Annotated in this window: 13 protein-coding genes; 8 read left to right on the top strand and 5 right to left on the bottom strand. The window is 65.6% G+C overall.

Features of this window, described 5'->3' with window-relative positions:
* From AC2TZ7_RS02290 to AC2TZ7_RS02265, 6 genes are all read left to right on the top strand, one after another.
* On the top strand, nt 1–333 hold the full coding sequence (locus tag AC2TZ7_RS02290; RefSeq protein WP_098412282.1) for a Dabb family protein: 333 nt from the start codon (nt 1–3) through the stop codon (nt 331–333).
* A gap of 1 nt (nt 334) precedes the next feature.
* Nucleotides 335–1,360, top strand: a complete 1,026-nt coding sequence (locus AC2TZ7_RS02285) for a LacI family DNA-binding transcriptional regulator (RefSeq protein ID WP_098412281.1) — start codon at nt 335–337, stop codon at nt 1,358–1,360.
* Nucleotides 1,361–1,453: 93 nt separating this feature from the next.
* Entirely contained in the window at nt 1,454–2,623 is a 1,170-nt protein-coding gene (locus AC2TZ7_RS02280; RefSeq protein ID WP_489865752.1) for a Gfo/Idh/MocA family protein, read from the top strand.
* Nucleotides 2,624–2,647: 24 nt separating this feature from the next.
* Entirely contained in the window at nt 2,648–4,738 is a 2,091-nt protein-coding gene (locus tag AC2TZ7_RS02275; protein ID WP_489865751.1) for an FAD-binding protein, read from the top strand.
* The gene (locus AC2TZ7_RS02270) at nt 4,735–5,673 is read left to right on the top strand and encodes a sugar kinase (RefSeq protein WP_489865750.1); all 939 of its coding nucleotides are present in this window, start codon (nt 4,735–4,737) and stop codon (nt 5,671–5,673) included. Before AC2TZ7_RS02275 ends, AC2TZ7_RS02270 begins: the two co-directional genes overlap by 4 nt.
* Nucleotides 5,674–5,750: 77 nt before the next feature.
* On the top strand, nt 5,751–6,371 hold the full coding sequence (locus tag AC2TZ7_RS02265; protein WP_489865749.1) for a class I SAM-dependent methyltransferase: 621 nt from the start codon (nt 5,751–5,753) through the stop codon (nt 6,369–6,371).
* Between the two features lie 20 nt (nt 6,372–6,391).
* Here AC2TZ7_RS02265 and AC2TZ7_RS02260 read toward each other — a convergent pair whose 3' ends face one another.
* Complete coding sequence (locus AC2TZ7_RS02260) at nt 6,392–6,820, bottom strand: MerR family transcriptional regulator (protein ID WP_098412276.1); 429 nt, start codon at nt 6,818–6,820, stop codon at nt 6,392–6,394.
* 111 nt (nt 6,821–6,931) lie between these two features.
* Between AC2TZ7_RS02260 and AC2TZ7_RS02255 the strand changes: the two genes are divergently transcribed.
* On the top strand, nt 6,932–9,151 hold the full coding sequence (locus AC2TZ7_RS02255; RefSeq protein ID WP_489865748.1) for a heavy metal translocating P-type ATPase: 2,220 nt from the start codon (nt 6,932–6,934) through the stop codon (nt 9,149–9,151).
* Between the two features lie 263 nt (nt 9,152–9,414).
* Nucleotides 9,415–10,299: a DMT family transporter gene (locus tag AC2TZ7_RS02250; RefSeq protein WP_489865747.1), complete on the top strand. Its 885-nt coding sequence runs from the start codon at nt 9,415–9,417 to the stop codon at nt 10,297–10,299.
* A gap of 91 nt (nt 10,300–10,390) precedes the next feature.
* Here the strand turns inward: AC2TZ7_RS02250 and AC2TZ7_RS02245 are convergent, their stop codons facing one another.
* The 4 genes from AC2TZ7_RS02245 to AC2TZ7_RS02230 are packed head-to-tail and all read right to left on the bottom strand — an operon-like array spanning nt 10,391 to nt 14,409.
* Nucleotides 10,391–11,461 (bottom strand): ABC transporter ATP-binding protein, encoded by a 1,071-nt coding sequence (locus AC2TZ7_RS02245; RefSeq protein ID WP_489865746.1) that lies wholly within the window; start codon nt 11,459–11,461, stop codon nt 10,391–10,393.
* 1 nt (nt 11,462) lies between these two features.
* Entirely contained in the window at nt 11,463–12,455 is a 993-nt protein-coding gene (locus AC2TZ7_RS02240; protein WP_489865745.1) for a levansucrase, read from the bottom strand.
* A gap of 6 nt (nt 12,456–12,461) precedes the next feature.
* Entirely contained in the window at nt 12,462–13,340 is an 879-nt protein-coding gene (locus AC2TZ7_RS02235; RefSeq protein WP_078519936.1) for a carbohydrate ABC transporter permease, read from the bottom strand.
* 1 nt (nt 13,341) lies between these two features.
* On the bottom strand, nt 13,342–14,409 hold the full coding sequence (locus AC2TZ7_RS02230) for a carbohydrate ABC transporter permease (protein ID WP_489865744.1): 1,068 nt from the start codon (nt 14,407–14,409) through the stop codon (nt 13,342–13,344).
* Between the last annotated feature and the right edge of the window lie 13 nt (nt 14,410–14,422).

Raw genomic sequence — 14,422 nt, 5'->3', positions numbered from 1 at the left:
ATGACAGTGCGCCACATCGTTCTCGTCAAATTCAAACCCGAGCTGAGCGAGGAAGAGATCGCGCCGCTTTGGGAGGAGCTGCACGCGATCGAGGGCAAGGTGGACGGGCTTGGCGCGATCTGCGCGGGCCGCTCCGAGAGTCCCGAGAAGATCGAGCGCGGTTACATGCATGGCTTCACCGTCGATTTCCGCGACTGGGAGGCGCTCGCCGCCTATCAGGAACATCCCGATCACCGGGCGCTCGGTGCGAAGCTCGTCGCCAACGCCCAAGGCGGGATCGACGGCATCCTCGTCTTCGACCTCGAGATTGCGGCTCAGCCGCAGGGGGCGTGACATGGCGCCGAGCGACCGCAGACCGACGATCATCGACGTGGCCCGCAAGGCCGGGGTCTCGAAATCGACCGTCAGCCTCGTGATCCAGAACAGCCCCTTGGTGAAGCAAAAAACGCGCGAACAGGTGCAGGCTGCGATGACCGAGATCGGCTATGTCTATAACCGGGCGGCGGCCAATCTGCGCAGCGCCGGGGCCGGGCTCGTCGGTCTCGTGATCAACGACCTTCGCAACCCGTTCTTCACCGAATTCGCGACATCCGTTCAAATGGCGTTGTCGAGCCGCGGCTATGCGGCGGTCGTGGCAAATACCGACGAAGACCCGCAGCTGCAGGCGCAGGTGGTCGAGGCGATGATCGAGCACGGCGTCTCCGCGATGATCCTCTCGCCCGCCTATGGCGACGAGGCGCTGAGCTTCGAGGCGCTTCAGCGGGCGGGCATTCCGGCGATGCAGGTGCTGCGCAAAGTCGAGATGCGGACCGAGCTTTTCCCCTTCGCCGCGCCGGATTATCCGAACGGGACGCGCATCGCGACCGAGCATCTTCTCGAACAAGGCGCGAAGCGGATCGCTTTCGTGGGCGGTCTGGAAGGCCGGGCCGTCACGCAGGAACGCATGGCGGGCTATCTGAGTGCGATCGAGATGGCCGGGCTCGAGCCCCATGTTCTGACCGGCAGCGCGAGCCGCGCCTTCGGCAGGCAGGCGGCGCATGAGCTGGCAGACGACCATCCGGAGGTGGATGGCGCGGTCTGCTTCAACGATCAGGTCGCGCTCGGGATGATCTCGGGCTGCGCCGAGATCGGGCGCAATGTCGGCCGCGATCTGCGCATCGTGGGCTTCGATGACATCGAGGAGGCGGCCCATTCCTGGCCCCCGCTCAGCTCGGTGCGCTGCGACATTGACGGCTTCGGGAAGCTTGTCGCCGAAACGATCCTGGCCTGGCTCGAGAACGACAAGGTGCCGGCGCCGGAAATCCGCACGCCGGTCTCGCTGGCCATTCGTGGATCGAGTGGCGAGACGCCTGCGGGCTGAGACGACAGGGAGACGGGAAGCCCGCCCGTTCGGACGAAACAGAGACGAGACCGCGCGGAGAGACACCGGCGCGAACAGGAGAGGAGTGTTCAAATGACAGAGATCCGCGTTGCCGTGCTCGGCGCTTCGGGGTGGATGGGCAAAGTCCACACGATGGCCTATCAGACCTTTCCGCATTTCTTCGGTACCGAAGGTGGCACGGCGCGGGTCGTCACCCTCGTCGATCGCGATCCCGCCGCCGCACCGGAACTCGCGAAGCGGACACCCGGTGCGCGGATCGTTCAGGACTGGCGCGAGGTGATCTCCGATCCCGAGGTCGATCTCGTGGATATCTGCCTGCCCGACAACCTGCATTACGAGGTTGCGAAAGCCGCGCTCGAAGCGGGCAAGCATGTCTTTTGCGAAAAGCCCCTCGCGGAATCCGCCGAGGAGGCGCGCGAGCTTGCCGATATCGCGAAGGCGCGGGGCCTGATCACCCGCGTCGGTCACGCCTTCCCGCGCAACCCCGTCCACGATCTCGCGAAGGAGATCATCGATGCGGGCGAGATCGGCGAGATCACGATGTTCAAAGGGTGCCAGCATGTCGACATGTATGGCGACCCGATGGTGCCCTATATGTGGCGCGCCGATGGGTCGCTCGCACCCACCGGGATCGTCGGGGATACCGGCAGCCATGTCTTCAGCTTCATGGAATTCCTCGTCGGGCGCGTCTCGTCTCTGATCTCCAACAACATCATCGTCACGCCGCGCCGTCCCAAGATCGAAGGGCTGGGGCTCGGTGAGACGGCAGAGCTGACCGGCAGCGAGGAATGGGCCGATATCACCAATCCCGACGCGACCCAGCTTCTGTGCACATTCGAGAACGGCGCCAACGGGATCGTGGATTTCAGCCGTGTCGCGACCGGGCGCAAGTTCATGCAGACCTACGAGATCTACGGCACGAAAGGCAGCCTCGCCTATACGTTCGACGAGGTGAACCGGCTGCGCTTCTACACCAATGCCGATCCGATCGGGCGCCGCGGCTACCGCGAGATCGATGTCGGGCCCGAGCATCCGACCTACGCGGCCTTCCTGCCGCTGCCGAATTTCGCGCTCGGCTATAACGAGACCAAGATCATCGAAGCGGCGGAGGTCATCCGCTCCATCGTCTCCGGCAAGGCGATGTGGCCGACCTTCGAGAGCGGACATCACATCACCCAGATCGTCGATGCCTGCATGAGCTCGTCCCGGCAACGCGCCTGGATCGATATTCCGCAAAGCTGACTGGACCGCAAACGGAGCCAAGACATGGACAGTGCAATCCCTCAGGACATTCTCGACGCCCTGACCGATATCGAGATGCCACGGCTGCGGGCCGATGCTCCGGCCCCGGAGATGCTCGAGATCGCGGGCCTCACCCTGCCGGTCTATCGCACCGGCTGCCTCGTCGTCGGCAGCGGGGCGGCGGGGCTTCGCGCCGCCGTCGAACTCAAGCGGCGCGGCGGCGAGGTCATCGTCGCGAGCCAGAGCGCCTGGGGCGGGACCTCCGCGTGTTCGGGCTCCGACAAGCAGACGCTGCACACCGCGAATACTGCCGATCACGGGGATGATTTTCAGGCGATGGCGCGGGCGATCCGGGCTGGCGGCGCGATGGACGAGGATACGGCCTATATCGAGGCGGTCGGCTCGCCGCGCATGATGGCCTCGCTGCAATATCTCGGCCTGCCGCTGCCGCAGGACGGGTTCGGCGCGACGCTGCGCTACAAGACCGACCATGACGAGACCGGGCGCGCGACGAGCTGCGGCCCCCGAACGTCACGGTTGATGGTCAAGGTTCTGGCGGAAGAGGCGCTGCGGCTCCACGTGCCGAGCTTCAACCACACGACGGTCGTGCAACTGCTCACCGAAGCCGAGGGGGATGACCGTCGTGTCACCGGGGCGCTGGCGTTCCGCAAATCCGACCGCAGCGAGGCCAATCCCTATGGTCTCGTGCTGTTTGCCGCGCCGAATGTCGTGCTCGCGGCGGGCGGGCCGGGCGAGCTTTATCGCGACAGCGTCTATCCCAATGGCTGCTTCGGCACGTTGGGTCTCGCGCTCGAAGCGGGGATCGAACTGGTCAACCTCACCGAGAGCCAGTTCGGCATCGGGACGCGCCGCGAGGGGTTCCCGTGGAATCTCTCGGGGACTTACGTGCAATCCCTGCCGCATATCTATTCGGTCGATGCCGAAGGGCGCGAGCATCATTTCCTCGCGCAATATTACCGGACGACGCAGGAGCTGGCCTCCAACGTGTTCCGTAAGGGCTATCAATGGCCGTTCCACGCGACGCGGATGCTGGATTTCGCGTCGAGCCTCGTCGATCTGGCGGTCTGGCGCGAGAGCGCTGCGGGGCGCCGGGTCTTCATGGACTTCAACCGCAATCCGCTTCCGGTGCCCGGAGATCAGCCCTTCGATCTTACCCGCCTCGACGAGGATGTGCGGACCTATCTGGGCACCGCCGGGGCGGGTCAGGAGTTGCCGATCGACCGGCTGCGCCACATGAACCCGCTCGCGATCGAACTGTACCGCCGCTACAAGGTCGATATCGCCGCCGCGCCGCTCGAATTCGCGGTGAACAACCAGCATATGAATGGCGGGATCGCGGTCGATCCCTGGGGGCGCTCCAACCTGCGCGGTGTCTATGCCGCGGGCGAGGCGGCGGGCACGCATGGCGTGACGCGCCCGGGCGGATCGGCCCTGAACGCCGGTCAGGTCTTCGGCACCCGGGTGGGCGAGCATATCGGCGCGAGCCGCACGGCCCACGCGCCGGATGCCGTCGCATCTGAGGCCCTCACTGCGGCGGTGACGAATCTGCTCGCACGGTTGAAGACGGACAGCGCGCATTCCGTGAAGTCGGTCCGCGACGAAGTTCAGGCCCGGATGAGCGACCATGCCGGGATGATTTGCAACGGCGAGGACGTGGCCGAAGCGCTTGCAGCGGCACGCCAGTTGAACCGGAGCTTGCGCAGCGGCGGGATTGCCCCGGAGCGCGCGGGCGATGGCGGGCGCGCGATCCAGTGGCAGCAGATGGCGCTTGCCTCCGAGGCCGTCCTTGCCGCGCTCGACCAGTATATCTCGCAAGGCGGTGGCAGCCGCGGCGCGCGCGCGATCTGTTCCGATGAGGGCGAAGCGATCCCGATGGCGCGCGATACGGATCTGGGCGCGTTCCGCTTCAAGACGGAGCGCGACATCGACAAGCAGACGCAAATCCTCGTCCGTCTGGAGGGGGAAGACTTGAAGATCGACACCCGCGAAAACCGCAGCTTCGACGAGAGCGCAGGCGCGTTCTTCGAGCGGGACTGGCCCGATTGGCTGACCGGCCGCATCTTTGACCTCGACGCGAAAGGCCTGCGCGAATGAGCGAGAACCCGAAAAAGATGGTCGCCATCGGGGAAGCGATGCTGGAACTCGCCCCGGTCGAGGGCGGCACGTTTCGCCTCGGTTATGCGGGCGATACGTTCAACACGCTGTGGCATGCGGCGCAACTGCTTGGATCGCGTGCCCGGGCGGGCTTCGTCACGCGCATCGGCGAGGATAAGCTGTCCGGCCGTTTCCTCGCCGAGATGGAGGCGGATGGCTTGGACATCTCCACCGTTCAGCGCGATGCCGAACGCGAGATGGGCCTCTACATGATCGAGCTCGAGGGGGCGGAGCGCAGTTTTCACTATTGGCGCCAGCTCTCTGCGGCGCGTCGGCTCGCGGATGATCCCGATACCCTCGGGCGCGCCTTGTCCGGCGCGGATCTCGTTCATGTGTCGGGCATCACCCTTGCCATTCTCTCGCCGGAGGCGCGCGAGACGCTGTTCGACGCGATTGCCAAAGCGCGCAGCGAAGGCGCCCGAATTTCCTTTGATCCGAACTATCGGCCACGGCTCTGGCAATCGCCGGAGGAGGCGCGTGACACCTGTCTGCGCATGCTCGCCCATACCGATATCGCGCTGCCGAGTTTTGACGACGAGGCTGCCTTGTGGGGCGATGCGACGCCGGAACAGACCTTGGAGCGATTGATCGGGCAGGGGGTGGCGGAGATCGCTGTGAAAGATGGAGCGCAGCCCGTCTGGTATCTTGCCGAGGGGCGCACCGGTCGGCGCGAGACCCCGGTTCTGACAGAGCTGCGCGATACCACCGGCGCGGGCGATGCGTTCAATGCGGGCTATCTTGCCTCCCGTCTTCTTGGGCGCCCGGTCGAACAGGCGATCGGGATGGGGCAGACAGTCGGCGGCGCGGTCTTGGGCGCGCCGGGCGCACGGCTGGGCAAGGACGCAGCGCGCGCCCTCGCCGCGTCGCTCGAATAGGAATGCCAGGCGTGAGGGCGGTTTGCGCATTTTCGTAATCTTGACCGCGCGCTATACTGGCCGCGTGGAGGATTTGGATGAACGAGGCGCGAAAGGATCACTGGGACCGGATCTACGGCAGCAAGAGTGACAGTGACCTCAGCTGGCATCAGGACGCACCGGAGATCTCGCTCGAACTTGCCGAATGCGCCGGTTTGACGCCGGACACTCGGGTGATCGACGTAGGCGCTGGCACTTCGCGGGTCGTTGACGGCTTGATCGCGCGTGGCCTGCGCGACATTTCCGTTCTCGACCTCTCCCAGACGGCCCTCGACGCCCAGCGTGCCCGGCTTGGGCCGCGCGGCGCGGATGTGGAGTGGATCGTCGCCGATATCACGCGCTGGTCGCCCCAGCGGGTCTATGACCTCTGGCACGATCGCGCCGTGTTCCACTTTCTGGTCGACCCATCGGAGCGGGCTGCCTATGTGACGCGCCTGTCTCGCGCCCTGCGCATTGGGGGGCACGCGATCATCGCGACCTTCGCGCCTGACGGGCCGGAGACCTGCAGTGGCCTTCCCGTCCGTCGCTACAGTCCGGAGGCCCTCGGCGATGCGCTGGGCCCCGATTTTGAGCTGGTGGCGAAACGTTCCCAGAAACACGCGACACCCTCGGGCAACCTGCAGTCTTTCCAGTTCAGCCTGTTCCGGAAGCTTCGCTGATCGGCCCCTGTGCTGCGGGGTCAGCCTATCGCGTCGTGATCATCGGCGAGGCATTCCGAGTGGTCGCGCAGCACCTCCAGCACCCGGCAATCCGAAGCGGTTCCGCCGCGACATTCGCCGATCATCCGTTCCAGCTCGCGCTTCAGCGCCGCGAGCCGGGCGATCCGGGTCTCGACCTCTCGCAACTGTCGCCGCGCGATCGAGTCCGCAGCCCCGCAATCGCGCGCGGGATGATCCGAGAGGTCCAGCAATTCGCGGATCGCCTCGAGCGGGAAACCAAGCTGGCGCGAATGGCGGATGAAGGCGAGCCGGTCGAGATCGGCATCGCCGTAGCGCCGCTGGCCGCCCGCGGTCCGCCCCGGCTCTGGCATCAGGCCGATCTGCTCGTAATAGCGGATGGTCTGCACCTTGGTGCCGGTGCGGCGCGCCAATGTTCCGATCGTATGCATGTCGTTCCTCGGTCACGGTCACGCGAGGGCGAAATTCCCCCTTGAACCTATAGTAGCTGTAGCTCCTATCTTCTCTGCTGTCGAGAAATCGAAGGAAGAGGACAGTAGCAGATGACCGAGGCGACAGACCTTCAGGAATGGCGGGTGACCGGGATGGATTGCGGTTCCTGCGCGGCAAAGGTGCGCGGCGCGGTCGAGGCTCTGCCCGGTGTCGAGGCGGTCGAGGTCACGCTGATGAACGAGCGTCTGCGCCTGCGGCTGGACGCGGCCACCGCCTCCCGCGAGAGCGTAGAGACGGCCGTGCGCCGCCTCGGTTTCGGGATTTCGGTGAAGGGTGCGGCCCCGGAAAAACCCAAGGGCGGGTTCGTCCTGCCCGAGGGGGCTTTCCCCGGAACAGAGGAGTACGGAGAGGGATCGGAGCGCCCCGCTCAGAGCGAGGTCACGCCACCCGCCGATCCTGCATGGTATGCGACCGCCAAGGGGCGCTACCTGATCGCGACAGGGGGCTTGCTGGCTTCGGCCTGGATCGTGAAGCTGCTTGTCGGCGGACAGACCGCGCATTGGGTCTTCATGCTCGCCACCGTGATCTCTGTTGCCCCGGTGGTCCGGCGCGCTGCACTGATGGCGCGGGCGCGGATGCCCTTCACCATCGAAATGCTGATGAGCATCGCCGCGATCGGTGCGCTCTTTCTTGGCGCGGCGGAAGAGGCGGCGCTCGTCGTCTTCCTGTTCGCGGTGGGCGAGATGCTGGAAGGGGTGGCGGCATCGCGGGCGCGCGGTTCGATCCGGGCGCTGGCCGATCTGGTGCCGAAGAGCGCCCGGCTGGTCGTGGGCGACCGCATCCGCGAGGTCGCCGCCGACAGCCTCGCCATCGGACAGATCGTGCAGGCCCGCCCGGGCGACCGCATCCCGGCGGATGGCACGATCGTCTCCGGCAGTTCGGGCGTCGATGAAAGCCCGGTGACCGGCGAGAGCGTGCCGGATCTCAAAGAGCCGGGCGAGGCGGTCTTCGCTGGCTCGATCAATACCGAAGGCGAGCTGCGCATCCGCGTCGAGAAGGCCGCCGAGGACAACACGATCTCACGCATCCTGCATCTCGTAGAAGAGGCCGAGAGCGCGCGCGCCCCGGTCGAGCGGTTCATCGACCGGTTCAGCCGCGTCTACATGCCTGCGGTGGTCGGCGTGGCGCTTCTGGCCGCAGTCGTGCCGCCGCTGGTCTTCGGGGCGCCCTGGGAGACATGGATCTATCGTGGCCTCGCGCTGTTGCTGATCGGCTGCCCCTGCGCGCTGGTGATCTCGGTCCCCGCCGCGGTTGCTGCAGGCCTCTCCACCGGCGCGCGCCACGGGCTGTTGATGAAGGGCGGCGCGGTGATGGAGACGGCGGCCAGAACCAGTCTCGTCGCCTTCGACAAGACCGGCACGCTGACCGAGGGGCGGCCGCAGATCACCGACCTGGTGCCGCTGCACGGAGACGAGGTCAGCCTTCTTGCCACCGCTGCGGCGGTCGAGACGGGCAGCAGTCATCCGCTCGCGCAGGCGATCCTCGCGTGTGCGGAGGAGCGCGGTATCGCGGTTCCGCAGGCGATGTCAGCCACCACGATCCCGGGCCGCGGCGCGCGCGCCGTGATCGCCAGTGAAACCTGGCACGTCGGGGCCCCGCGCCTTGCCACGGAGGCGGGTGTTCTGACGGAGGCGGATCGTGCCGCTGTCCACCGGCTGGAAAGCGGCGGCAAGACCGTCGTGACCGTCTTTACAGACGAACGCCTTCTGGGCCTGATCGCGCTGCGCGACGAGCCGCGCGCCGATGCCGCCGAGGCGATTGCCGCGCTCGAGCGCATGGGCATCGGCTCGGTCATGCTGACTGGCGACAATCCGGTGACGGGTCGTGCGATCGCCGACGGGCTCGGCATCGAGGCGCGCGCCGGTCTGTTGCCCGAGGACAAGGTGACGGAGGTTCGCGCGCTGGCGCGGGATGCGCATGTGATGATGGTGGGCGACGGTATCAACGACGCCCCGGCGCTGGCCACCGCGCATCTCGGCATCGCGATGGGATCGGGCACCCATGTCGCGTTGGAAACTGCCGATGGTGCGTTGCTGCGCGACCGGGTTCTCGATGTCCCGAGGCAAATTCGTCTGGCGCGCGCGACGATGGGCAATATCCGTCAGAACGTGGCCATCGCGCTCGGGCTGAAGGGCGTGTTCCTCGTGACGACGCTTCTCGGTGTCACCGGTCTCTGGATCGCGGTGATGGCGGATACCGGGGCGACTGTGCTGGTCACGATGAATGCGCTGCGCTTGCTGGGATTCCGGGGGGAGCCGAAAGAGGCCTGACCGCTTGTGGCGAACCGAGCGAGATGTCAGGGGTAAAGCGCTCCCGGACGATTGCGTTGAAGCCGAGCGTCTTTCGGTCGCGGATGACCGCCTTGCCGGTTTGAGCCGTTCCGGCGTGAAATCGCGAGACGAACGCCGCCATTCCTGCACGACATATCCAATCGCCAGAGCTCTGCCACAGCGCTTTCGGGTCCTGGACGGGCAGTGTAAGTCTCAATCCTGTGATCCCTTTTTGGAGGGCAGGACCGATCAGGGAGGGGACGATGAGCTCTGCGATTTCCGACGCGCCGAGAACGTACACGCAGGGCATATTCCTGATGTGCGTGGGGGTGGCCTGTCTGAGTGCCAATGACGCGATCGCGAAGACGCTCACCGCCGGTTATTCTCCGCTCCAGATCCTTTTCCTGCGCAACGTGATCGCCCTGCCGGTCACCATCGCTATTGCCCTGATCCTGGGCGGCCCCTCAGCCCTGCGCTCGTACCGGCCTCTTGCGCATTTGCTGCGCGGGGCGCTCTGGGTCGGGGCCGCGATGATGTTCTTCACCAGCTTCATATATCTCGCTCTGGCCGAGGCCACCGCGCTGATCTTCGTCGCGCCCTTCTTCATCACCCTGATATCCGCCCTTTTCCTCGGGGAAGAGGTCGGGTGGCGGCGCTGGCTGGCGGTGTTGGTCGGGTTTCTCGGGGTGCTCGTGATCATCCGGCCGGGCGGCGCGTCCTTCCAGCTGATTTCGCTGCTGCCCGTCGCGACGGCGCTTGTCTATGCCCTGCTGATGCTCAGCGCCCGTTGGGTGGATAGCCGCGAGAGCGTGTGGACGCTGCTAGTCTACCTGACGGGCGCGGGCGCGCTGCTGAGTGCGCTGATCGTGCCCTTCGTCTGGATTCCGGTCCGGTCCGAAGACCTCTGGCTTTTCGTCGGGCTCGCGATTTTCGGCACCGCGGGGATGACGATGATGACGCAGGCATTCCGCCTCGCCCCGGCGGTCGTGGTGGCGCCGCTGGACTACACCGGCCTGCTCTGGGCCACGCTCTTTGGCTGGCTCATCTGGCGCGAGAGCCCGGATGCGATGACGATCGTCGGTGCGGCGATCATCATCGCGAGCGGCGTATTCACGATCTTTCGCGAGCAGAGGCAGGCGCGCGCCTGACTCTCGATGGGGGCACGAAGACGCAGGGCGTTCCGGATGGTCTGATGGTCCGAAACGCCAATGCCGGCCGAGAGTCAGCGTGCGATGGCCCTTAATCGTCGGGGTGGAACAGATGCGTCCGTGCGGGGTCGAACGCCAGATCGATCCGTTCGCCGCGTTCGAATTGCTTGTCCTCGCTGAAGGCGGCGATCAGGCTCGTGCCGTCCGCCATCGCCAGATCGACGACCGTTTCACTGCCCAGCCGTTCGACCAGAGACACCTGACCGTGCAGGACGCCCTCATCGGGCGTGCTGGGGGTGACGTATTGCGGGCGCAGACCCAGCAGGGCGGTGTCGCCGGGGGCGAATTTACGACCGCGCACGGGCACGACGATCGGGTCCATCGAGTGCCGCGCGACCTTGGCGTTTTCGCTGTCGGCTTCCAGGACTTCGACCTCGAGGAAATTCATCGACGGCGCGCCGAGGAAGCCTGCGACGAAGCGGTTGGCCGGGTTGTGATAGAGCTCCATCGGCGAGCCCGACTGCATCACCAGCCCGTCACGCAGCACGACGATCTTGTCGGCGAGCGTCATCGCCTCGACCTGATCGTGGGTGACGTAGATCATCGTCGCGCCCAGCTGCTTGTGGAGCTTGCCGATCTCCATGCGCATGTCCATCCGAAGCGCCGCGTCGAGGTTCGAGAGCGGCTCGTCGAAGAGGAAGACCGAGGGGTTGCGGGTGATCGCGCGCCCGATCGCGACGCGCTGGCGCTGGCCGCCCGAGAGCTGGCTGGGGCGACGGTCGAGCAGATGCTCCATCTGCAGGATCTCGGCGGCGCGCTGCACTTTCTCCGCCTTCTCGGCTTTTGAGGCGCCCGAGATGGTGAGGCCGAAGGCCATGTTGTCGCGCACGCTCATATGCGGGAAGATCGCGTAGCTCTGGAACACCATCGCCACGCCGCGTTCGCGGGGCTGCACGTCATTGACGCGCTCGCCGTCGATCTCCAGCGTGCCGCCCGAGATGTCCTCGAGCCCTGCAATCATCCGCAGCAGCGTGGATTTCCCGCAGCCCGAGGGGCCCACGAAGACGCAGAACTCGCCATCGGCCACGTCGATATCGACGCCGCGGATGACCTCATGCGCACCATAGTTCTTGCGCAGTCCGCGCAGCTTGATGTCTGCCATGTCACTTCCCTCCCTGCTCGGCATCCGGGTCGATGTGCAGATAGCCCTCCGCATCCACGAGAACGGGTTCCGGGTCGCGAATCTGGCCGACGAAATGATCGTGGCCATTGTCGTCGAACCCCATGATCACCAGACCCTCGGCGGTCTTGAGGATGCGTGCGGCATAGCGCCGGCACGGGTTCGCGCCATCGAGGAAGCCGGGGGCGATCCGCCACGGCCCGCGCGGGTCGTCTGCGATCAGGTAGTGGTTGCCGGTCACCGGGGTCATGCCGGTTTCCGCGATGCGCGCGCGGCTCCAGTGCTCGGCGGCGGTGCAGAACAGGCAATACCAGCGCCCGTTCTCCTCGAAGACCTGCGGCACTTCGAGCTGACCGAACCCGCCGACGAAGACCGGCGGCTGCAATTCCCAGTGGATCAGGTCGGGCGAAGTGGCGAAGCCGATGGCCCCGGCCGCGTTCGCCTCTTCGATGCCGGGGGCGCGGGCGGTGAAATACATCAGCCAGCCGTCGCCTGCCGGGTCGCGCATCACCCAAGGGTCGCGCATCGCCCGGTCGTGCCAGTGGCCGACCATGTGTTCGGCCTCGTAATGCGCAGCATTGGGGCCGGTCAGGTCGAGGCAGAGCCCGTCGCCCACGCGGTCCCAGTTGTGCAAGTCGTGCGAGGTCGCGTGACCGATGCGCTGATAGAGCCCGTCTTCGGACTGCCGCCCGCCCGTGTAGAACAGGTGCCACAGCCCGTCATCGTCGCGCAGCACCGAGCCGGTCCAGGTGACCAGATCGTCCCAAGCCGGGGCCGGGGCGGGCGTCAGCGACGTTCCCAGATGGTGCCAGCTTATCAGGTCGTCCGAGACCGCGTGGCCCTGGCTCACGTTGAAGTGGCGCAGGTCCGGATCGCCGAGCGACTTGTCGGCCTTGAGGAACCAGGCATGCCAGCGTTCGCCGTCATGGGCATACCAGCTGTCCCAGACCCATTGCTTGTCGAGTGCGAGAACCATGTCGGATTATCCTTTCACGCCGGTGGAGGCGATGGAGGCGATGAACGCCTTTTGAAGCACGAGATAGAAGGCGAGAACCGGCACCGTGATCAGCGTCAGGTAAGCCATGATCTCCCCCCATGCGGGGTTGAGTTGGAAGAAATACTGCAGGCCGACCATCACCGGGCGATACTGCTCTTGCTGGACCACGATCAGCGGCCAGAGATACTGGTTGTACATGATCAGGAATTTCAGGATCGCAGCGGTCGCGATGACGGGCCCCGAGAGCGGGATCACCACGCGGCGATAGATCTGGAACCAGCTTGCGCCCTCGACGCGGGCCGCTTCGATCAGCTCGCCGGGCAGGCCTTTGAAATACTGCACGAAGAGGAAGATCGTCAGCCCGTCCGCGATCCACGGGATGATCTGCACGCGGTAGCTGTCGAGCCAGCCCCAGCTGAGCCCGTCCAGCCCCAGCCAGGGAAGTTTCGACACTTCCAGCAGAAGCGGGATCGCGATGGTCTCGAACGGCACGATGAAGGTCGCGAGAATGATCGAGAGCATCACGTCGCGCCCGCGCCATTGCAGGAAGACGAAGGAGAACCCCGCGAGCGAACAGATCACCAGCGACAGCAGCACGGTCGTCCCGGTCACGAAGATCGAGTTGAAGACGAAAAGCCCGACCGGGGCGCGCTCGAAGGCGCCGGTGTAATTGTCGAGGCTGAGCTGGCCCACCGGCAGGAAGGCGCGCAGGCTCGACGTGTCGCGCAGCAGCTCGTCGCTGGGCTTGAAGCTGGACATCACCATGAACAGCAGCGGCAGCACGAAGATCAGCGCGATCAGGATCAGGACGAGATAGCGCACACCCAGCCGCAGATTGCGGTTATCGGAACCAATGACACTCATTTCAGCGCTCCCTCGTCAGCCAGCGTTGGATCATCGAAATCACCAGAACGATCAGGAACAGGATCACCGAGATCGCCGAGCCGCCCGCGATGTTCTGCATCCCGTAGCCGCGTTGTACGGCCTGGAAGACCAGCGTCTGGGTGGAGTCCAGCGGACCGCCCTTCGTCATGACGTCGATCTGGGCGAAGATCGCGAAGGCCTGCATGGTGATCACGATCAGCACGAGCACCGCGGTGTGGCGCAGCCCCGGCCAGGTGACATAGCGGAAGGTCTGCCATTTCGACGAGCCTTCGATCGCGGCGGCCTCGTAAAGCGTGGGCGGGATCGTCTGCAGCCCGGAGAGCCAGATCACCATGTGGAAGCCCACCGCCTGCCAGATCGACATCGTGATGATCGCGCCAAGCGCGGTATGTGGGTTGCCCAGCCAGTCGACGGGCTGGAAATGCCCGAAGCTCAGGAAGGACAGCATGTTGTTCAAGAGCCCGTTCTGCCCCGAATAGATGAAACGCCAGAGCAGCGAGACGACGACGATCGAGACCACCACGGGCATGAAATAGATCGTGCGGAAGATCGTGATCCCGCGCAGTTTCTGATTGATCAGCAACGCGAGACCCAGCGCGATCGCGGCCTGGATCGGTGCGACCATCAGCACGAAGATGCAGGTGTTGAGCAGCGCTTTCCAGAACACGACGTCGCTTGCGATCACCACATGCGCCGTGTCGCCCGAGACCCAGCGGAACCATTCCTGCATGCCGTGATATTGCGGCGTGTCGGGGTTGCGCGTGATGGAGCGCAAGCGGGGAAATTCGGCCTGCCCAGCGGCATCGGTGACGGTCTTGCCCGCGCTATCGGTCTTGGCCTGCAGGTCGACCACCGCGATGTTGAGCATTTCCCGGTAGTTCTCGAGACCGACGAAACGCGTGGCATTGGGCGAGATCAGCCGCTGGTTGGTCAGCGAGAAGCCGACGCCCAGAAAGAAAGGCGTGATGATGAAGGCGAGGATCAGCACGATGCCCGGCAGGGCAAAGGCCCATCCCGCCCGATTGGCGGAAGTCAGTGACGAGCGCATGGCGCGGTCTCCC

The organism is Thioclava sp. ISO4 (genome assembly GCF_058105145.1).
Note: the sequence above shows the minus strand (reverse complement) of the source record. Positions and strands in the feature narration are given on the sequence as shown.